14 protein-coding genes are annotated in these 20,171 nt (G+C 76.1%); 11 read left to right on the top strand and 3 right to left on the bottom strand.

Annotated elements, in window-relative coordinates:
* Positions 1–2: 2 nt before the first annotated feature.
* The gene (locus tag KIN34_RS00070; protein ID WP_214345702.1) at positions 3–2,405 is read left to right on the top strand and encodes a glycosyl hydrolase family 95 catalytic domain-containing protein; all 2,403 of its coding nucleotides are present in this window, start codon (positions 3–5) and stop codon (positions 2,403–2,405) included.
* Between the two features lie 7 nt (positions 2,406–2,412).
* Here KIN34_RS00070 and KIN34_RS00065 read toward each other — a convergent pair whose 3' ends face one another.
* Positions 2,413–3,423: a LacI family DNA-binding transcriptional regulator gene (locus KIN34_RS00065; protein WP_214345701.1), complete on the bottom strand. Its 1,011-nt coding sequence runs from the start codon at positions 3,421–3,423 to the stop codon at positions 2,413–2,415.
* Between the two features lie 221 nt (positions 3,424–3,644).
* Between KIN34_RS00065 and KIN34_RS00060 the strand changes: the two genes are divergently transcribed.
* The 7 genes from KIN34_RS00060 (at position 3,645) to KIN34_RS00030 (ending at position 12,600) form a co-directional block, all read left to right on the top strand.
* Complete coding sequence (locus KIN34_RS00060) at positions 3,645–5,783, top strand: beta-galactosidase (protein ID WP_214345700.1); 2,139 nt, start codon at positions 3,645–3,647, stop codon at positions 5,781–5,783.
* Positions 5,780–8,074 (top strand): alpha-xylosidase, encoded by a 2,295-nt coding sequence (yicI, locus tag KIN34_RS00055; RefSeq protein ID WP_214345699.1) that lies wholly within the window; start codon positions 5,780–5,782, stop codon positions 8,072–8,074. The genes KIN34_RS00060 and yicI overlap by 4 nt, the downstream gene beginning before the upstream one ends.
* A gap of 164 nt (positions 8,075–8,238) precedes the next feature.
* Complete coding sequence (locus KIN34_RS00050; RefSeq protein ID WP_214345698.1) at positions 8,239–9,684, top strand: GH1 family beta-glucosidase; 1,446 nt, start codon at positions 8,239–8,241, stop codon at positions 9,682–9,684.
* 41 nt (positions 9,685–9,725) lie between these two features.
* Positions 9,726–10,028: an Rv1322 family protein gene (locus tag KIN34_RS00045; protein ID WP_214345697.1), complete on the top strand. Its 303-nt coding sequence runs from the start codon at positions 9,726–9,728 to the stop codon at positions 10,026–10,028.
* 1 nt (position 10,029) lies between these two features.
* Positions 10,030–10,932 (top strand): HAD family hydrolase, encoded by a 903-nt coding sequence (locus tag KIN34_RS00040; RefSeq protein WP_307858003.1) that lies wholly within the window; start codon positions 10,030–10,032, stop codon positions 10,930–10,932.
* A 10-nt stretch (positions 10,933–10,942) separates the two neighbouring features.
* A complete protein-coding gene (locus KIN34_RS00035) occupies positions 10,943–11,827 on the top strand; it encodes an alpha/beta hydrolase (RefSeq protein ID WP_237689009.1) in 885 nt (294 codons plus the stop codon).
* Positions 11,824–12,600: an alpha/beta fold hydrolase gene (locus KIN34_RS00030; protein ID WP_214345696.1), complete on the top strand. Its 777-nt coding sequence runs from the start codon at positions 11,824–11,826 to the stop codon at positions 12,598–12,600. Before KIN34_RS00035 ends, KIN34_RS00030 begins: the two co-directional genes overlap by 4 nt.
* Before the next feature lie 9 nt (positions 12,601–12,609).
* Here KIN34_RS00030 and KIN34_RS00025 read toward each other — a convergent pair whose 3' ends face one another.
* Positions 12,610–13,059 (bottom strand): hypothetical protein, encoded by a 450-nt coding sequence (locus KIN34_RS00025; RefSeq protein ID WP_214345695.1) that lies wholly within the window; start codon positions 13,057–13,059, stop codon positions 12,610–12,612.
* 129 nt (positions 13,060–13,188) lie between these two features.
* Positions 13,189–15,450 carry a coiled-coil domain-containing protein gene (locus KIN34_RS00020; RefSeq protein ID WP_237689008.1) on the bottom strand — a complete coding sequence of 754 codons (2,262 nt, stop codon included), beginning with the start codon at positions 15,448–15,450 and terminating at the stop codon, positions 13,189–13,191.
* A 231-nt stretch (positions 15,451–15,681) separates the two neighbouring features.
* Here KIN34_RS00020 and KIN34_RS00015 point away from each other — a divergent pair, with 231 nt between their 5' ends.
* The 3 genes from KIN34_RS00015 (at position 15,682) to KIN34_RS00005 (ending at position 19,669) form a co-directional block, all read left to right on the top strand.
* Positions 15,682–17,604: a hypothetical protein gene (locus KIN34_RS00015; protein WP_214345694.1), complete on the top strand. Its 1,923-nt coding sequence runs from the start codon at positions 15,682–15,684 to the stop codon at positions 17,602–17,604.
* The gene (locus tag KIN34_RS00010; RefSeq protein WP_214345693.1) at positions 17,601–18,605 is read left to right on the top strand and encodes a DUF8094 domain-containing protein; all 1,005 of its coding nucleotides are present in this window, start codon (positions 17,601–17,603) and stop codon (positions 18,603–18,605) included. Before KIN34_RS00015 ends, KIN34_RS00010 begins: the two co-directional genes overlap by 4 nt.
* Positions 18,606–18,736: 131 nt before the next feature.
* Positions 18,737–19,669, top strand: a complete 933-nt coding sequence (locus KIN34_RS00005) for a tetratricopeptide repeat protein (protein ID WP_214345692.1) — start codon at positions 18,737–18,739, stop codon at positions 19,667–19,669.
* Positions 19,670–20,171: the final 502 nt, after the last annotated feature.

Raw genomic sequence — 20,171 nt, 5'->3', positions numbered from 1 at the left:
GCGTGCCCTCGGGCGACACGCTCCGCTTCGCGACCCCCGCGCACCACTGGGACGAGGCGTTCCCGCTCGGGAACGGCCGCCTCGGGGCGATGGTGCACGGCGGTCTGCGGGGGGCGCGCGTGCAGGTCAACGACGCGACGGCGTGGTCGGGGGACCCCGGCGGCCCGGCCCGCGCGCTCGGCACGCTGCGGGCGCGCGGCGCCGGGCCGGCGCTGCTCGCGGACCTGCGTGCGGCGGTCGCGGACGGCCGGGACGACGAGGCGCGACGGCTGGCTCAGCGGTTCCAGGGGCCGTACGCGCAGGCGTACCAGCCGTTCGTCGACCTCGTCGTGGACGTGTCGTCGTGCGACGAGCCCGACGAGCCCGACGAGCCAGCCACGGAGGCGGACCCGTGGCGCCGGTACGCCGGTCGCCGCCTCGACCTGCGTGACGGCGTGGCGCACGAGGCGGCGCGTCTGGGCGGTGCGGACCTCGAGATCACCTGGTTCACCAGCGCGCTCGACGGGTGCCTGCACGGCCGGTGGCGTGTGGCGGCGGGGAGGTTCGGGCTGGAGGCCCGCCTGCGCGGTGCGCAGCCGGGCGGCCCGAGTGCGCTCGTCCTGGGGGAGCCCGCGGGCCGGGCGGGCGCGCAGGTCCGGCTGGAGCTGCCGGCGGACGTCGCTCCCGGCCACGAGCCGGGGCGGCCCGCGCGCACGTCGTCGGGCCCCGCCCCCACCCTCGTGGGCTACGCGACCGTGCTCGTGGCCACGGACGGACGGGCGAGCGGCACGCCGGGGCACGTGAGCGTCACGGGAGCGTCCTGGGTCGAGCTCGTGCTCGCGACGGCGACGACGTCCCGCTGGCCGGAGCCCGGTCCGCTCGGGCACGCCGCGGAGGCGGAGCGGGAGTGCCGGGCGCGCGCCCAGGCGGCCCTGCCGACCTCTCCCGACGCGGGCGACCTGGCGCTGCGGCGGCACGTCGAGGACCACCGGGCGCTCGCCGACGCGACGCGGCTCGAGCTCGGGCCGCCCGTGGACCTGCTGCTCCCGGACGCCCTGGAGCGCGCGACCCTGGGCGAGCGGTCCCAGGCGGCGTTCGCGTTCGGGCGCTACCTGCTGATGGCGGCGTCCCGGCCGGGCGCCCCGCCCGTGAACCTCCAAGGCGTCTGGAACGACGAGCCGCAGCCACCCTGGTCGAGCGCGTACACGCTCAACATCAACCTGCAGATGGCCTACTGGCCGGCGGAGCCCACGGGGCTCGGCGCCTGCGTCGCCCCGCTGGTCGACCTGGTGCGGGTGCTCGCCCGCGAGGGCGAGGCGGTCGCGCGCGAGCTGTACGGGTGCGTCGGGTGGGTCGCGCACCACAACAGCGACGTCTGGGGCTGGGCGCTCCCGGTGGGCGGCGGGCACGGCGACCCGGCGTGGGCGTCGTGGTGGATGGGCGGGGCGTGGCTGTGCCGCCACCTGTGGGACCGCTACGAGTACACGCTCGACGAGGAGGTGCTGCGGGACGTCTGGCCGCTCCTGCGCGGCGCGGCGGCCTTCGTGCTGGACTGGCTGGTCGAGGTGGACGGCGTGCTGGTGCCGAGCCCGTCGTCGTCCCCGGAGAACATGCGGGTGCGCGACGGCCGGGAGGCGGCCCTGTGCGCGGGCTCGACCGTGGACGTGGCCCTCGCCCGTGACCTGCTGAGCCACTGCCTCGAGGCGGTGGACGTGCTCGGCGTCGACGAGCCGCTCGCGCCCCGCTGGCTGGACGCGGTGTCGCGGCTGCCGCGCCCGCAGGTGGGCGCGGACGGCCTGCTGCGCGAGTGGCCGGACGGCGCGCCCGCCGTCGACCCGCACCACCGGCACCTGTCGCACCTGGTCGGGCTGTACCCGCTCGACGAGCTGGTCGACGACCCCTGGGACCTCACCGAGGCCGCGCGCGCGAGCCTGGACAGCCGCGGCCCTGGCTCGACCGGCTGGTCGATGGCCTGGAAGGCCGCGCTGCGGGCGCGCCTCGGTGACGGGAGCGCGGTCGGCGAGGCGCTCGCCGAGGCGCTGACGGCGGCGGGTCCGGAGGGCGGCCCGTGGGCGGGCGGCCTGCTGCCGAACCTCTTCTCGACGCACCCGCCGTTCCAGGTGGACGGCAACCTGGGCCTCGTCGCCGCCATGGCGGAGGCGCTGCTCTGCTCGAGCCGCACGCGCCTGCACGTGCTGCCGGCGCTGCCCCCGGGTTGGCCCGACGGCGAGATCCGCGGGCTGCGCGCCCGCGGTCGGCTCGGGGTCGACCTGCGGTGGGCGTCCGGCCGGCTCGTCGAGCTCGTGCTGCGGCCCGGTGCGGACGGCGAGCGCGAGGTCGTCGCGGACGGCGTGCACCGCCGCGTGCTGCTGCGTGCGGGGACGGTCGTCCGGCTGGGGGCGGGGCTGGTGGACCGTGCAGCCTGACGCGATGTCAGACCGCGCGCGGCGCGGCGCAGCTCCCGTGCTCGACCAGGCGCGGGGCGAGCAGCCGCGTCTCGACGGCCGTCGTGCGCTCCTGGCGGCCGACCGCCATCGCGACCGCCGTGCGGCCGATCTCGACGCTCGGCACGTCGATCACGGTGAGCGGGACGGCCAGGTGCGACGCGAGGCTCGTGGGGCTCACGGCGAGCACGGAGACGTCCTCGGGCACCCGCAGGCCCTCGCGCGCGAGCGCGTCCAGGACCCCCGGCAGGGCGCCCTCGTTGTGCACGACGAGCGCGGTGAGGTCGTCGACCTCGGCGCGCGCGCGGGCGACCGCGGCCGCGGCCTGCGGGTAGGACTCCTCGCACGGGACCACGGTGTGCCGGACGCCGAGGCGGCCGGCCTCGTCGCGGAAGCCGTCGATGATCCGCACCGCGTAGTTGGCGTGCCGGGCCAGCGCCGCCTCGCCCGCGCCGAGCAGCGCGATGCTGCGGTGTCCGTGGTCGGCCAGGTGCCGCACCGCCAGCCGGCCCGCGGCGGTGAAGTCGAGGTCGACGCAGGACAGACCCTGCGTGTCGCTGGGCACGCCGATGAGGATCGACGGCTGGCGCAGGCCGGCGAGCACGGGCAGGCGCGGGTCCTGCCGCTCGATGTCCATGAGGATCAGCGCGTCCACGCGCGACCCGTGGGCGAGCCGGTGGACGTCGGCGACGTCCTCGTCGGTCAGCACCAGCACGTCGTCGCCGTGCTCCCGGGCGGCCGTGATGACGCCGGTGACGACCTCCATGACGGTCGCCGAGTTCGCCTCGAGCGCGCGCAGCGGCACGACGAGCCCGAGCACGTTGGTCTGGTTGGTCGCCAGCGCCCGCGCGCCCGCGTGCGGGCTGAAGCCGAGGTCCCGGATGGCGCGCTCGACCCGGGTGCGCGTGGGCCCCGAGATCGGGCGCTTGCCCGAGAGCACGTAGCTGACGGTGGACGACGAGACGCCGGCGAGCTTCGCGACGTCGGCGATCGTGGCCATGCCGGGGAGTGTACCGGCGCAGCGACCGTTGTCGAACGCATTTCCACCCCCTCTCGACGACGCGCTTCGATACCAGGAGACATCCTGGCGGGAGCGCCGTGCGCTGCTGGAAAGGGTCGACGTGGACGAGTGGGCCGAGGCATGACTAGCATCTGGCAGCGCAGATCGTTGAAGCGCTTCGACGACGAGGTGGCGCCCCGGCGCGGACGAGGAGGACCCCGATGACGGGCACGGCCAGCAGCGCGGCGGCGCCCCGCAGCACCTCGAGCCGAGCCGGCCTCGCGAGGCTCACGGGTCTCCCGGCGCTGACGGGCGCGCGCGGTCTGCTCTACGGCGGCGACTACAACCCCGAGCAGTGGCCGCGCGAGGTGTGGCCGCAGGACGTGGCGCTGATGCGCGAGGCCGGCGTCAACCTCGTCACCGTCGGGGTCTTCTCCTGGTCCGTGCTGGAGCCCGAGCCGGGCGTGCTCGAGCTCGACTGGCTCGACGAGGTGCTCGACCTGCTGCACGGGGCGGGCGTCGCGGTGGACCTCGCGACGCCGTCCGCCTCGCCGCCGCCGTGGCTCGCGGCGCTGCACCCGGAGACGTCGTCGGTCGACGCCCGCGGCGTGCGGATGGCGGTGGGCTCGCGCAACCACTTCTGCCCGTCGGCGCCCGCGTACCGCGAGGCCGCGCTGCGCGTCGCGCGGGCGCTCGCCGCCCGCTACGCGGACCACCCCGCGCTCGCGATGTGGCACGTCGGGAACGAGTTCGGCCAGGAGTGCTTCTGCGACCTGTGCGCCGCGGAGCTGCGCGCGTGGCTCGTCGCGCGGTACGGCGACGTGGCGGGGCTGAACGCGGCGTGGGGGACCGCCTTCTGGAGCCAGCGCTACCGCTCGTTCGACGAGGTGGTGCCGCCGCGCGCCGCTCCGTACCTGCACAACCCCGCGCAGGCCGTCGACTGGCGGCGGTTCACGTCCGACCAGATGCGGACCCTCTACCGCGAGCAGGCCGCGGTGCTGCGCGCGGGGTCCGACGCGCCGGTCACGACGAACTTCATGGGCTTCTTCGGCGGGGTGGACCAGCACTCGTGGGCCGCGGACCTCGACGTCGTCGCCGACGACCACTACGGCGACCCGCAGGACCCCGCGAGCCCGGCGCGCTCGGCCCTCACGCACGACCTCACGCGCGGCGTCGGCGGCGGTGCGCCGTGGCTGCTGATGGAGCAGGCGGCCGGCGCGGTGAACTGGCGCCCGCACAACGTGCCCAAGTCGACGGCGCAGATGCTGCAGGACTCGCTGCGGGCCGTCGCTCACGGCGCGGACGGCGTCTGCTACTTCCAGTGGCGCGCGTCGGCGTCCGGGGCGGAGAGCTTCCACTCGGCGCTGCTGCCGCACGCGGGCCCGGACTCACGGCTGCACCGGGCGGTCCGCGAGCAGGGTCGGCTGCTCGCCGGGCTCCGGGACGTCGTCGGGGCGCCGGTGCGGGCGCGCGCGGCGCTGGTCTTCGACTGGCCGTCGCTGTGGGCCGGCGAGCTGCCCGCGCGGCCGTCGGACCGCCTGCGCGTCGTCGAGCAGCTCGAGGCCTACCACCGGCCGCTGTGGCGCGCCGGCATCGCGACCGACGTCGTGCCCCCGGACGCGGACCTGGACCGCTACGACCTCGTCGTGGTCCCGGCGCTCCCGCTGGTGGACGACGCGGCCGCCGCGGCGCTCGCGCGCGTGCCGGAGCGGGGCGGCGTCCTGCTCGTCGGACCCTTCAGCGCCGTCATGGACCCGACGACGCGTGTGCGCACGGGCGCGTTCCCCGCGCCCTGGACCGCCGCACTCGGTCTCGCGGGTGAGGAGTGGCGGCCGCTGCCCGACGAGGGCGTCGGGGTCACCGGTGCGTACGGCGACTTCACGGCCACGGTGTGGTCCGAGCGGCTGCGCGCGGCCGACGCCGAGGTCCTCGCGCGGTTCGCGGGTGCCGACCTCGCCGGCGAGCCCGCCCTGCTGCGTCGCCGTGACCCGTCCGGCGGGCAGGCCTGGTACGTCGCGACCGTCCCGCCCGAGGACGTGCTCGCCCGGGTCGTCGCCGACTGCGCGGACGCGGCCGGGCTCGTCGCCCCGCTCCCGCAGGTGCCCGACGACGTCGAGGTGGCCGTGCGCGGCGACCTGATCTTCCTGCTCAACCACGCCGACGACGCCCGCGTCGTCGCGCTGCCCGGCACGGACGGCGCAGCGCCGCACGGGCCCGGCGCGCGCGACCTGCTGGGCGGCGAGGTCGCCGAGGGGCGGGTGCGGCTCGCGCCGCGCGGCGCCGCGGTGGTCGCCGGCGTGCCACCGACCACGAGAGGCGAGGACCGACCGGACATGCGTCGAGAAGAGGCAGCACGATGAAGTTCACCGACGGCTACTGGCTCACCCTGCCCGGGGTGCAGGTGCTGCGCCCCCGGGACGTCGCGGACGTGCGGGTCGAGGACGACTCGCTGACCGTGTGGTCCTCGACCGCACCGCTGACCACGCGCGGGGACACGCTCAACCGCCCGCTCGTCACGGTGACCCTCACGTCGCCGGCCGACGACGTCATCGGCGTGTGCATCGAGCACCACCAGGGCGCGGTCGACCGGGGGCCGCACTTCGAGGTCGCCCGCCGCGCGCCCGACCTGAAGATCACCCACGACCCCGCGACGCAGGTCGCCGAGGTCCGCTCGGGCGGGCTCGTCGCGTCGGTGCGCACCGAGGGACCGTGGGGCGTCGAGTTCAGCGCCGACGGCCGCACGCTCACGTCGTCCACGCCGCGCAGCATCGGCATCGTGACGGACGCGGACGGCGGCTCGTACGTGCACGAGCAGCTCTCGCTGGGCGTCGGCGAGCACGTCTACGGCCTCGGCGAGCGGTTCGGGCCGTTCGTCAAGAACGGCCAGAGCGTCGACATCTGGAACGCGGACGGCGGCACCGCGAGCGAGCAGGCCTACAAGAACGTGCCGTTCTACCTCTCCGACGCGGGCTACGGCGTGTTCGTCGACGACCCGGGCCTGGTCTCGTTCGAGGTGGGCACCGAGGTGGTGTCGCGCACGCAGTTCTCCGTCGCGGGCGAGCGCCTGAGCTACTACGTGATCCACGGGCCCACGCCCAAGGAGATCCTGCGCCGGTACACCGAGCTCACGGGCCGCCCGGCGCGGCTGCCGGCGTGGTCGTACGGCCTCTGGCTGTCGACGTCCTTCACCACGAGCTACGACGAGGAGACGGTCACGTCGTTCGTCGACGGCATGGCCGAGCGCGACCTGCCCCTCTCGGTGTTCCACTTCGACTGCTTCTGGATGCGCGAGTTCCACTGGAGCGACTTCGTCTGGGACCCGGCGACGTTCCCGGACCCGGTCGGCATGCTCTCCCGGCTCAAGGCCAAGGGCCTGCGCATCTGCGTGTGGATCAACCCCTACATCGCCCAGCGCTCGCGGCTGTTCGCGGAGGGCCAGGAGCGCGGCTTCCTGGTGCGGCGCGCCGACGGCTCGGTCTGGCAGACCGACATGTGGCAGGCGGGCATGGCGCTCGTCGACTTCACCAACCCGGAGGCGTCGGCGTGGTTCACGGGCTACCTGCGCGAGCTCCTGGGTCAGGGCGTCGACGCGTTCAAGACGGACTTCGGCGAGCGCATCCCGACGGACGTCGTGTGGCACGACGGCAGCGACCCGCACCGCATGCACAACTACTACACGCACCTGTACAACCGCGCGGTGTTCGAGCTGCTCGAGGCCGAGCGCGGCGAGGGCGAGGCGGTGCTGTTCGCGCGGTCCGCGACCGCGGGTGGCCAGCAGTTCCCGGTGCACTGGGGCGGCGACTGCGAGTCGACGTTCGTGTCCATGGCGGAGGAGCTGCGCGGCGGGCTGTCGCTGGCCGCGTCGGGCTTCGCGTACTGGAGCCACGACATCGGCGGGTTCGAGGGCAAGCCCGACCCGGCGGTGTTCAAGCGCTGGGTGGCGTTCGGTCTGCTGTCGTCGCACAGCCGCCTGCACGGCTCGGACTCCTACCGGGTGCCGTGGGCCTTCGACGACGAGGCCGTCGACGTGACCCGGGCGTTCACCCGGCTCAAGCACCGGCTCATGCCGTACCTCGCCGAGCTGGGCGAGCAGGCGCACGAGCACGGCTACCCGGTGATGCGGCCGATGGTGCTGGAGTTCCCGGGCGACCGCGCGGCCGCGACGGTCGACACGCAGTACATGCTCGGGGACAGCCTGCTCGTCGCACCCGTGTTCAACGCCGAGGGCGAGGTCGACCTGTACGTGCCCGAGGGCACGTGGACCTCCCTGCTGACCGGTGAGCAGGTCACGGGTCCGCGGTGGGTGCACGAGCAGCACGGGTTCGACTCCCTGCCGCTGTACGTGCGGCCGGGCACCGTGCTGCCGTTCGGGGCGCGCGCGGACCGGCCGGACCAGGACTGGACCGCGGACGTCACGCTGCGGGTGTTCGGCGTCCCGGACGGCTACCGCGGCCGCACGCGGGTGCCCGCGTCCGACGGCGGCGAGCACGCCGAGTTCGACGTCGAGCGCTCGGGTCGCACGCTCCGCGTGCGGGCGTCCGGCACCCGCGCGCCGTGGTCGGTCCGCGTCGAGCCGACGCCGGGCTCGCCCGCGGTCGAGGCGCACGCGGCCGCCGGCACGGACGTCCTGGAGCTCACGCTCGACGCGTGACCGCGAGGCCGGGCGGGCCACCGCCGCAGCGGTTGGTCCGCCCGGCGACGCGACGTGTACCGTATCGATTCGACCCCCGTCGGAACCGGTCCCGGGCGAGGCCGCCCGGACCGCCGACGCGCGTCGCCCGCGACTCACCCGCCTCACTGCTGAAGGATCGACCCATGACGATCTCGCGCCCGTCCGGCCGCCAGTTCCCCGCCGACTTCCTGTGGGGCTCGGCCACCGCGTCCTACCAGATCGAGGGCGCGGCGCACGACGACGGCCGCCTGCCGTCCATCTGGGACACCTTCGCCCGCACGCCGGGCAAGGTCCTGGACGGTGACACCGGCGACGTCGCCGCGGACCACTACCACCGCATGGAGTCCGACGTCGCGATGATGAAGGAGCTCGGGCTGCAGGCCTACCGCTTCTCGATCGCGTGGCCTCGCGTGCAGCCGACCGGGACGGGCGAGCTCAACGCCGCGGGCCTCGACTTCTACTCGCGGCTCGTGGACGCGCTGCTCGCCGCCGGCATCAAGCCCGTGGCGACGCTCTACCACTGGGACCTCCCGCAGACCCTCGAGGACGAGGGCGGCTGGGCGAACCGCGAGACCGCGTACCGGTTCGCGGAGTACGCGCGCGGCGTCGCGCAGGCGCTGGGCGACCGGGTGCACCTGTGGACCACGCTCAACGAGCCGTGGTGCTCCGCCTTCCTCGGCTACGCCAGCGGCGTGCACGCGCCGGGTGTCACGGACGACGAGAAGGCGCTGCGCGCCGTGCACCACCTGAACCTCGCGCACGGCCTGGCCGCGCGCGCCGTCAAGGACGTCCTGGGCGAGGACACCCCCGTGTCGATCACGCTCAACCTGCACGTCACGCGTGCGGCGAGCGACTCGCCGCAGGACGTCGAGGCGAAGCGCCGCATCGACACCATCGCGAACGAGGTCTTCCTGGGCCCGCTGCTCGAGGGCGCGTACCCGGAGGAGGTGTTCGCGGACACCGCGGGCATCACCGACTGGTCCTTCGTCCACGAGGGCGACCTCGAGACGATCAAGGTCCCGCTCGAGGTGCTCGGCGTGAACTACTACGCGACGGGCAAGGTCAAGCACGGCACCCCCGCGGGGGGCGACGGCACGCCCGGGCCGGACGGGCACCGCTCGTCGGCGCACAGCCCGTGGGTGGGCGCGACGCAGGTGGAGTGGCTGCCGCTGCCCGGCCCGCACACCGCCATGGGCTGGAACATCGAGCCCGAGGGCCTCGTCGAGCTGCTCGTCGCGCTGCACGAGCGCTACCCGGACCTGCCCCTGGCGATCACCGAGAACGGCGCCGCGTTCTACGACACGGTGAGCGAGGACGGCCGCGTGCACGACGAGGACCGCGTGTCCTACCTGCACGACCACATCGACGCCGTCGGCGAGGCGCGCGAGGCGGGCGTCGACGTCCGCGGGTACTTCGTCTGGTCGCTCATGGACAACTTCGAGTGGTCCTACGGGTACGACCGTCGGTTCGGCATCGTCCGCATCGACTACGACACGCTCGCGCGCACCGTCAAGGACTCGGGCCACTGGTACGCCGAGCTCGTCCGCACGGGCGCGATCCCGACGGTCGAGTCGGCCGCCACGCTCTGAGGCGTCGCGGCGCGCCCGGCTGCCGGGGGAGGATCGGGGTCATGGCCCGCCGCTCGAGCAAGCGCCCGTACGGCGCGCCGCACGTGCCGATCGACGCCGACCGGGCGACGGGCGGCCGCACCGTCCAGGAGTCGCCCGACGGCGAGTGGGTGGTCCAGCGCGTGCGGGGCGGTGACCGGGAGTACCGCTGCCCGGGCTGCGACCAGGTCGTGCCGGCGGGATTCGCTCACGTCGTCGCCTGGCGCATCGACGGGTGGCAGGGGGAGGGTGTCGAGGACCGTCGGCACTGGCACGCGGCCTGCTGGCAGGCGCGCGGGCGCCGGTCCCCGACGAGGCGGCGCTGACGTGGCGACGGACCACGCCGCGGGCCCCGGCCCCGACGCGGGCTGGCCGCAGCGTGCTCCGCGCCTGCTGGCGACGGACCTCGACGGCACGCTCCTGGGGCCGGCCGGCACCGTCTCGGCCCGCACCGCGCACGCGCTGCGGGCCGCCGAGGACGCGGGGGTCGAGGTGGTCTTCGTGACCGCGCGGCCGCCGCGCTGGGTGGCGGAGCTCGCCCCGCACGTCGCCGGCCACGGCGTGGCGATCTGCGCCAACGGCGCCGCCGTCGTCGAGGTCGCCACCGGGCGGGTGCTCGCGTCGCACGGCATGGCCGTCGACCTCGTGGCGGACCTGGCGGCCCGGCTGCGCGCCGAGCTCGGCGAGGTGCACCTCGCGGTCGAGACGCTCGTCGGGTTCGCCGCGGAGACCGGCTACCTCGACGAGCACGTGGTGCCACCGGGCAGCCCGGTCGTCGACCGCATCGAGGACGCGGTCACCGGACCGACCCTCAAGCTCCTGGTCCGCACGGCTACCGACCACGGCCCGGAGCACGCCACGGTCGTGCAGCGCGCCGTGGGGAGCGACGCGCTCGTCGCCGACTCCGGCGCGGTCGGTCTGGGCGAGGTGTCGGCCGCGGGCGTCACCAAGGCGGCGGCGCTCGCGGACTGGGCGGCACGCCGCGGGGTCGCCGCGACGGACGTGTGGGCGTGCGGCGACGCGCCGAACGACCTGCCGATGCTCGGCTGGGCGGGCGAGTCGTTCGCGGTGGCCAACGCGTTCGGCTCCGTGCGGGCCGCGGCGCGCCACGCGTGCCCCGCCAACGCCGAGGACGGCGTGGCGGTGGTGCTCGAGCACGCTGCTGCGCTCGCCCGCACCGCCGGGCCACGGCCGGGCGCCGCACGGCAGCAGGGCGCGCCCCGGGCATAGGCTCGATGCGATGAGCGCCACCACCGGGACCCCGACCGAGATCCGTTCGCTGACCGTGCTGCCCGCGCACCGCGAGGACGTCGAGCTGCACACGGCCGACGGGCTGACCCTCGTCGGCGAGCTCGCCCGGCCGCTCGCGGCCGGAGCCGGGAGCGACGGTCCGCCCGCCACGCCGGCCGCGACGCTCGTGACGCTGCACCCGCTGCCCACGCACGGCGGCTACATGGACTCGCACGTGTACCGCAAGGCGGCCTGGCGTCTTCCCGCGCTCGCCGACCTGGCGGTGCTGCGGTTCAACACGCGCGGGACCACGAGCCCGCGCGGGACCAGCGACGGCGCGTTCGACGAGGGCCGGGGTGAGCGGCTCGACGTCGCCGCGGCCATCGAGTACGCCGAGTTCCACGACCTGCCGCACCGGTGGCTCGTCGGCTGGTCGTTCGGCACGGAGCTCGCGCTCATGCACGGCCGCGACCCGTCGGTCGAGGGCGCGGTGCTGCTCTCGCCGCCGCTGCACCGGGCGACCGACGCCGACCTCGACGCGTGGGCCGACTTCGGCCGCCCGCTCGTCGTGCTGGTGCCGGAGCTCGACGACTACCTGCGGCCCGACGAGGCCCGCGCCCGCTTCGCGCGCGTGCCGCAGGCCGAGGTGATCGCCGTGGACGGCGCCAAGCACCTGTGGGTGGGCGAGCCCGCGGTGCGGCGCGTGCTCGACGAGATCGTCGCGCACGTGCTGCCCGGCCACGGCCCGCTGCCGACCACCTGGTCCGGCCCGTCGTCGACCGCGCACGTCGAGCCACCGGCCGCCGGTCCGTCCCCGGACGACGTCGCCGACGGTGCCACCGGGACGCCGCGGCAGGACGACGAGCGCGGCGACGCGACCGAGGAGGACGCATGACCCTGCACGTGCTGCGCGAGGGCGACGCACCGGTCCCGCTGGTGCTGCTGCACGCCTTCCCGCTCGACCACCGCATGTGGCAACCCGTCGCGGAGCTGCTCAGCGGCTCGTGGACCGTGCTGGCACCGGACCTGCCCGGTTCCGGCGGCGGCACCGGGCTGGCCGATCCGTCGCTCGAGGCGGCCGCGGACGACGTCGCGCGCGAGCTGGCGGCGGCCGGCGTGGCCCGCGCGGTGGTGGCCGGGCTCTCGATGGGCGGCTACGTCGCGCTCGCGCTCGCCGAGCGTCACCCCGAGCTCGTCGCGGCGCTCGGGCTCCTCGACACGAAGTCGACCGCGGACACCCCCGAGGCCCGGGACAACCGGCTCCGGATGGCCCGCGCGGCGGCCGACGGGGAGACGCTCGACCCGGTGCGGCCCATGGCGGGCACGCTCGTCGGCGAGACCACCCGCAGCGCGCAGCCGCACGTGGGTGAGCAGGTCGCCGCGTGGATCGAGGACCAGGCGCCCGCGGGCGTCGCGTGGTCGCAGCGCGCGATGGCGGCGCGGCCGGACCGCACCGAGGTGCTGGCCGCGTTCGGCCGGCCCGTCGCGGTGGTCGTCGGCGACGAGGACGCCGTCACCCCGGTCGCCGCGGCCGAGCACATGGCGTCATCGGCGCCCGCCGCGCGGCTCGTCGTGGTGCCGCAGGCCGGGCACCTGTCCGCGCTCGAGCAGCCCGCGGCCGTCGCGGCGGCGCTGAGCGAGCTGCTGCAGCGCAGCGACACGGACTGACCGGGCGGGTCAGCCCCGCTGCGCGCGCAGCCGGTCGAGGGCCTCGCGCAGGTCCACGGACTCACCGTCCTTGCCGCCGGCTCCGAGCACCAGGGGCGGGTCCGACGGCTCGGGGACCACCCCGCGGAGGCGTCCGACGAGGCTCGGCGGCGTCCGCAGGACGTAGAACCGCCCCGCGGTGTCGACGGCGAGCGTCTCGTCGAGCCGCAGGTACCAGCCCTCGAGCGACGTCCGGTAGCGGGCGCGCCCGTCGTAGGTGCGCGCGCGCAGCGGCTCGGGCGCGGGACCGCGTGTCGCCGCCTCCGCGACGAACTCGGCGATCATCGCGCTCGCGCGCGCGGACTCGCCCTTCTGCCGTCGCTCGAGCGCCTCGGCGTGCGCCGCAGCGGCGGCGCGCCGCTCCTCGCGCCACCGGGCGGCGTCGGTCCCGGCGGGAACGCCGCTCCGACCGTTGTCCACGCTGTCGCTGCTCCCGCCGTCGCCCCCACTGTCACCCCTGCGGTCGCCTACGCCGTCGGCCGTGCTCTCGACCGGGCCGCTCACGCCGTCACCTCCGCGTCGCCGGTCTCGTCGCCCGTCGCCGACCCGTCAGCGGGTCGCGGCCGGCTCGTCGGTCGCCGATGCGTCGCCCTCGCCGGACGGGCTGCTCGCGTCGGGCGCGCTGGCCTCGCCGGAGGTGCCGCTCTCGCCGGAGGTGCTGTTCGGGCCGCTCTCGCCGGACCCGCTGCTCTCGTCGGACGTGGCCTGCTGCGCCGTCGGCTCTCCCGCGCTCCCCTCCGTTGCCGTCGACGCCGAGGCCTCGGGCGCGCCCGAGGTGGATGCGTCGTCCGCGGCGGGTGCCGGTGCGGCGGCCTGCTGCTGCGCGGCGGCGGACACCGGCGCCGGGCGGGACTTGGGCCGGCCCTTCGCGGCCGGGCGGGCTGCCTTCGCGGGCGCCGCCTCGCCGCTCGCCTGGGCGCTCCCGCCGCCGGCGGGCCCGTGCGAGGCCGCGAACTCGGCCTCGACGCGGCGTGCGCGCTCGAGCGAGGCGCGGTCGGGGTCGTGGCCCAGCAGGTTGCGCAGCTCGTCGAGGTACGTCGTGATCGACTCGCGCTGGCGGTTGAGGTCCTCGACCTGGCGCGCGGCCGTCGTCCGCTCGCGCTCCGACTCGGTCATGGCCTCGGAGATCTGCTTCTCGGCGTGCTCGCGCGCCTCCGCGACCACGCGGTCGGCGTTGCGACGCGCGTTGGAGAGCAGCTCCTTGGCGTGGTTCTCCGCGTCGACCCGCACCTTCTCGGCCTGGGCGAGCGCCTTCGCGACGCGCTCCTCGGCCTCGGACGCGTGCGCCTCGGCGTCGGACACCAGCCGCTCGGTCTCGGCGCGCGCGGCCTCGTGGCGCTCCGCGTCGTGCCGCTCGCTGGCCTCGCGCTTCGACGCGATCTCGAGCTCGGCGTCGGCCAGGCGCTGCTCCGCGGTGCGGACCAGCTCGTCGGCCCGCGCCTTGGCGTTGGCGACGGTCTCGCCGGCGGACCGGCGCGCCTCGGTCAGCACCCGCTCGGTGTCGAGGCGCGTCTGCTCGCGCTGCTCGCGCGTCGCGCGCTCGGTGGCGGCGCGCAGCTCGGCTGCCTCGCGCTCGGTGGTCTCGCGCAGCTCGGTGGTCTCGCGCTCCGTCGTGTCCCGCAGGTGCGTCGCCTCGTGCTCGGTGCGCTCGCGCAGCTCCGTGGTCTCGCGCTCGGCGGCGGCGCGGACGGTCGCGACGTACTGGTCGGCCTCGGCACGCAGCGCGGCGATCTCCTGCTCCGCCTGCGACCGCTGGGCCGCGACCTCGTCGGACACCTGCGCGCGCAGCTCGCCCGTCTCCCGGTCGGCCTGCGCCCGCACGAACCCGGCGTACTGGTCGGCCTCGGTCCGCAGCGCGGCGACCTCGCCCGCGACGCGCTGGTGCAGCGCGGTCGCGTCCCGGTCGGCCGCGGCGCGGGTGCCGTCGGCGTACTCCTGCGCCTGCGTGCGCAGGGCGGTGGCCTCGGTCTGGGCGTCCTGGCGCTGGCGCGCGACCTCCTGGGCGACGGTCGCGCGCAGCTCGGCGACGTACCGCTCGGCCTCGCCGCGCAGCTCGGCGACCTCGGCCTCGGTCGTGGCACGCAGCGCGGTGGTGTCCACGTCCGCGCTCTGGCGCAGGTCCTGCGCGTAGCGCTCGGCGTCCGCGCGCTGGGCGGCCGTCTCGGTCTCGGCGAGCTGGCGCATGTCGCTCGCGGTCCGCTCGGTGGCGACGCGCAGCTGCGTGGCCTCGTGCTCGACGCTCGCGCGCAGCGTGCCCAGCTCGCGCTCGAGCGTGGTGCGGCGCTCGGCCTCCTCGGTCGTGATCGCGCTCTGGATGCGCGCGGCCTCGCGCTCGGCCGAGCCGACGAGCTCCTCGGCCCGACGCTGCGCGGCCAGCAGGGTGCTCTCCGCCTCGGCGGACGCGGTCGAGCGGACCTCCTCGGCCTCGCGGCGCGCGGTCGCGAGCAGCTCGGCGACCTCGTTCTCCGCGCGGGCGCGCAGCTGCCCGGCGGACAGCTTGGCCCGGGCCAGGGAGTCCGCGGCCTGCGCGTTGGCCTGGGACACGACGTCCGACGACTGCTCCTCCGCCGAGCGCAGGAGCTGCTCGATCCGCGAGCCGAGGCCGGAGTAGGTCGGGCGCTCGGCCTCGCGCAGCTGGCGGTGCGCCTCGGAGAGCTCGCCGGCGACCTGCAGCACCTTGGCGTCCATCGACTCGACCTGCGACCGCGCCTCCGCCAGCGACTGCTGGAGCTGGGCGATGCGTGCGTCGACGGCCTCGCGTTCGTACCCGCGGAAGTTCACGACGGGGAAGGTGGGCCTGGCGTCGGGCACGAGAGTTCCTCCTCGGATGGTGTGGACCCGCGTGCCCGGTGACGACCGCGAGCCTGGGCCGCTCGCCAGGATACGCGGTCGGCGTCACCCGTCGGGGGGTCTTCGGTCACCCGGTCGTGGCGGTGCCGAGACCCCGCACGGGCCCCCTCCTGGCCTGCTCGGATCGGTCCGGGAGGGCGTCGCGCCTGATCGTCCGCCTATCCTGGCTCTCTCCGCCTGAGAGGACTGTGCGTGCGCAAGCGAGTGATCACGGCTGCCGTCGGCGTCGTCGGACTGGTCGTCATCGGCCTCGGTGTCGCCTCGGCGACGCTCTGGCGCGCGGACGACGTCCTCGTCGCGACGACGACGTCGTCGACCCAGCTCGTCGTGACGGACCCCGGCGTGCTCGAGGTGGGCGGTGACCCGGCGACCGTCCGGGTCACGGCGCCCGGCGGGGCCCCGGTCGTCCTGGTGGTCGGCCGGGACTACGACGTCGACGGCTGGGTCGGCGAGGACCCGTACACGCGCGTGACCGGCCTCGCGTCCTGGGACGAGCTCGCGACGACCGCAGGCGCCGCACCCGCGCCCACCCCGACGCCCGCCGCCACGTCGTCGTCGGCGTCGCCGTCCGCGACCCCGTCGTCCACCAGCAGCCCGTCGAGCAGCGCCTCGTCCAGCAGCGCCTCGTCCAGCAGCACCCCGTCGAGCACCGCCTCCGCGACGACGAGCGCCCGCCCCACCCCGACCTCGTCGGGGACGGCCGCCGCGTCAGACGAGGGGTCCGACGAGGAGGCGGTGATCTCGCCGGACCCGACCGACTCGGACATGTGGTTCGCCCGGGCGTCGGGCAACGGCTCGGCCGAGCTCGTCTGGCCCACCGAGGCGGGCCGGTGGAGCCTGCTCGTCGCGACCGCGGGCGACGCCACGCCGACCCTGTCGATCGCCTGGCCCCGCGTCGTGACGACGCCGTGGCTGTGGCCGTGCGTCGTCGTCGGTGCGCTCCTGGCGCTCGTCTCCGCCGTGCTGCTGCTGCGCGGCCGGGCGGCCACCCGGCCGGGCACCTGGGAGCCCGTGCACACCGGCGCCGTGCCCGTCGTCACCGGGGAGGGCCAGGTGCTCACCCGGCGCCAGCTCCGCGAGGCGGAGCAGGCGTCCCGCCGCACGGGCCAGATCCCGCGGGTCACCACGGGCGCGCTGCCGACCGTGCCGCCGCCGACCGCCGCGCCCTCGCCGAGCGGTGAGCCGCGGCAGGCCGGTCCGAGCGCTCCGGGTGGACCTGGTTCCGCCACCTCGGGTGCCGCCACCTCGGGTGCCACCGCCCCTGGCACCGCCGGCCCGACCGCGTCGCGGCCGCGCACCGACGCCGGCACGCCGGCGCCGGCGGGCGCCCCCACGGGCGCGTCAGATCCCGTGCGGGCGCAGCCGCCGACCGCCCCGGTGAGTCGGCGCGCGCTCCGCGGAGGCGCTCCGACCGGGCAGATCAGCATCGTCGGACCCGGCTCGACCGCCGCCCGTCCCGGCGCCCCTGCCGGTCCCGCGTCCCCGCCCGCCACGCCGGCCACCGGCCCCGCGGCCGGCTCGAGCGGCGACGCGAAGGCGGCGCAGACCACCTCGGCGTCGGCCGCCCCGACCTCGGCCGCCCCGACGTCCGGTGACGTGACGCCCGACGGCACCGCCCCCGTGGTGCCGGGCTCGGCCGCCGACCGCGCGCGGCAGCGGCCCTCCTGGCTCGGCGGCGCCGCCCGTCCCGCCGGCCCGACGTCACCTGCTGCCGGCGCCCCGCCGCAGCCGGCGCAGCACCCCGGAGGCTGGGTGCCCGGCGGTCCCTCGGCCGGTCCGGACGCGCCCACGACGCACGGTGGAGCCCCGAGCTGGGCGCACCCGCCGGTCGCGGGAGCGCCCACGGCGGCGTGGTCGCCGCGACCGGGCGCGCCGAGCGCAGGACCGGGTGGCCCCGTGCGGTCGGGCCCGGGTGCGACCGACGCGCAGACCGAGAAGACCGAGAAGACCGAGAAGACCGAGAAGACCGAGCCGGCCGCGCCCGCCGACCAGAGCGCAGCGGACCCGTCCGCCGGCTCGCGCGCCGACGCCTGGCGCCGCGCGTGGGGCCTGCCGCCCACCTCACCGGACCCCGCCGACGGAGCCCAGGCCGACGACGAGGGGAGCGAGCGATGACCGCGACGAACCGCACCGGTCGCACGCTGGCGGGCCTCGGGCTCCTCGCGCTCGTCCTGGCGGGCTGCGCCTCGACGCCGCCCGAGGTCGTCACGCCGCCGCCGCCGGCCGTGGTCCCGGCGGCACTGACGGTCGACCAGACCGACTCGGTGCTGACCGATCTCGGGACCGTGCTCGCCGACGGTGACGAGGAGCTCGACGCGGACGCGCTCACGCCGCGCATCGAGGGCCCGGCGCTCGAGATGCGCACGGCCGAGTACGTGCGCTCGTCGGCGACGGACGGCGACAAGCCGCCGACGGAGCTGCCGACCGAGGCGCTCGCGAGCGTCGTGCCGCAGACCACCGACTGGGCGCGGACCCAGCTCGTCGTGACCGAGCAGCCCGACGACCTGCAGGCGCAGCGCATCCTGATCCTGCGCCAGGACGACGCCCGCGCCCCGTACCGGATGTGGGGCTGGACCCGGCTGATGCCGGGGGCGCAGATGCCCGCGACGGCGCCGGCCGACGAGGGCAGCCCCGTCGTGGCGGCGGACGACGACTCGACGCTCCTGTTCGCGCCGGAAGACGCGCTGAAGATGTTCGTCAGCACGCTCAAGAGCGGCGACGACTCCGAGTTCGCCGACGACTTCACGGCCAGCCCGTACCAGGACGAGATCGCGGACCTGCACGAGCAGGCGGAGGACAGCATCGGCGAGGCCGGCACGGCCACCGCGTCGTACTCGCCGCCCGTGCTCGGCACGGCGTTGCAGACCATCGACGGGGGAGCGGTCGTCGCCGGCGCGTTCACGACGACGTCGACGATCGACATCACGCTCGACGGCGCGACGATCCCGCTCTCCGACGACTTCCTGGCCTCGCTCGCCGGCGCCACCAGCGTCTCCGAGTCGCTCGAGCGCACCTACCGCGGCGTCGTGGTCCTGTACGTCCCGCCCGCCGGCTCGGACGCGACCATCCAGGTGCTCGCGGGCGAGCTCGTCCTCACCACGGCGGAGGCGGAGTGAGCCCGATGGCGGCGCCGAGCTCGGTGCCGACCAGCACGCACGACCGTCCGCACGACCGCCCGCACCAGATGCCCCACCGACCGCGCAGGCAGACCTCGGCCCCGCGGCACTGACGCAACGAAGGAACGCGCATGGCTCAGTCCGACCTCCCGCAGCCCCGTCTCGACGTCCGCGGCGCGATCGACCTGTCGTCGCTCGCGCGCACGGTGACGCCGCCCGGCTCCCCGAACGGGCTGCCCGCCCCGGGCCCGTACGTCGAGGACGTCGACGAGGCGGGCTTCCCCGACCTGGTGCAGCGCTCCACCCAGCACCCGGTGGTGGTGGTCCTGTGGGCGCCCTGGTCGGAGGCGAGCAAGCAAGTCGCTGCTGACCTCGCGGCGCTGGCTGCGCAGGACGCGGGCCGCTGGCTCCTCGCGCGCATCGACTCGGAGGCGGCGCCCCAGGTGGCGGCGGCCTTCCAGGCGCAGTCGGTGCCGATGGCGATCGCGGTCCTGGCGGGGCAGCCGCTCCCGCTGTTCCAGGGGAGCGCGCCGCGCGACCAGGTCCGCGCCGTGATCGACCAGGTCCTCACCGCTGCCGCGGCCAACGGCCTCACGGGCGTCGTGCCCGCCACCGGCGACGAGCCGCCGGCGGCGCCGCCCGAGCCCGAGCTGCCGCCCCTGCACCAGGCGGCGTACGACGCGATCGAGCGCGACGACCTCGACGCGGCGACGGCGGCCTACGAGCAGGCGCTCAAGGAGAACCCGCGCGACGACCTCGCGCGGGCCGGCCTCGCGCAGGTCGGGCTGCTGACGCGCACCCGCGACGTCGACCTCGCAACGGTCCGGGCAGCGGCCGCCGCCGACCCCACCGATGTCGACGCCCAGCTCGCGGTGGCCGACGTCGACATCCTGGGTGGCCAGGTGGCCGACGCCTTCGACCGCCTCCTCGACGTGCTGCGCGCGACGAGCGGCCCGGAGCGCGAGCGCGTGCGCCTGCGCCTGGTCGACCTGTTCGAGGTCGTCGGCTCCGACGACCCCCGCGTGATGGCCACCCGCCGCGCGATGGCGAGCGCGCTCTACTGAGGCCCGCCCGGTCGCCGGCGCGTGCCCGCGGTCTGTCGCGTGCCCGATCCAGCCCTGACCTGCAGAGATGCCCGGCGCAGGCAGGGTGATCGCCGTCACCACGTCGCGGATTTGCGCTCTCGCCAGGCCCGTGCGTAATGTTCTCGTCGTCGCCCGGCAGGGAGGAACGGACACCGCGAACGAAGCGGTGGCTGGTCCCGCAGGTGACACCCCCCAGAGCTCGTAGAGCCGACGACCACGTCGCCGGCCGAGTGCGATGCGCTGGACGCGGCTCGACCAACCTCGTGAGGCCAACGCAAGGCGGCTTGACGGTGAGGATCGAAGCGGCTAAGTTAGAGAGGTTGCCTCCGGGCCGGACCGAACAAGTCCGGGAAGGATGCGCGTCTGTTCCTTGAGAACTCAACAGTGTGCCAAGTAGTCGATGCCATATGGCCTGTCCCGTGTTGCGGGGTGGGTTGATGGTTGAGATGGAGGCCTGGTGCCCACCCCGTGGGTGGCTGGG

This window comes from Cellulomonas fulva, assembly GCF_018531375.1.
Taxonomy (GTDB): Bacteria; Actinomycetota; Actinomycetes; order Actinomycetales; family Cellulomonadaceae; genus Cellulomonas; species Cellulomonas fulva.
Note: the sequence above shows the minus strand (reverse complement) of the source record. Positions and strands in the feature narration are given on the sequence as shown.

What these genes read in the sequence shown, in the direction of transcription:
- KIN34_RS00065 (WP_214345701.1), bottom strand. Translation starts at nt 3,423, where the DNA reads ATGGCCACGATCGCCGACGTCGCGAAGCTCGCCGGCGTCTCGTCGTCC.
- KIN34_RS00060 (WP_214345700.1), top strand. Translation starts at nt 3,645, where the DNA reads ATGACGGGCACGGCCAGCAGCGCGGCGGCGCCCCGCAGCACCTCGAGC.
- yicI (WP_214345699.1), top strand. Translation starts at nt 5,780, where the DNA reads ATGAAGTTCACCGACGGCTACTGGCTCACCCTGCCCGGGGTGCAGGTG.
- KIN34_RS00050 (WP_214345698.1), top strand. Translation starts at nt 8,239, where the DNA reads ATGACGATCTCGCGCCCGTCCGGCCGCCAGTTCCCCGCCGACTTCCTG.
- KIN34_RS00045 (WP_214345697.1), top strand. Translation starts at nt 9,726, where the DNA reads ATGGCCCGCCGCTCGAGCAAGCGCCCGTACGGCGCGCCGCACGTGCCG.
- KIN34_RS00035 (WP_237689009.1), top strand. Translation starts at nt 10,943, where the DNA reads ATGAGCGCCACCACCGGGACCCCGACCGAGATCCGTTCGCTGACCGTG.
- KIN34_RS00030 (WP_214345696.1), top strand. Translation starts at nt 11,824, where the DNA reads ATGACCCTGCACGTGCTGCGCGAGGGCGACGCACCGGTCCCGCTGGTG.
- KIN34_RS00010 (WP_214345693.1), top strand. Translation starts at nt 17,601, where the DNA reads ATGACCGCGACGAACCGCACCGGTCGCACGCTGGCGGGCCTCGGGCTC.
- KIN34_RS00005 (WP_214345692.1), top strand. Translation starts at nt 18,737, where the DNA reads ATGGCTCAGTCCGACCTCCCGCAGCCCCGTCTCGACGTCCGCGGCGCG.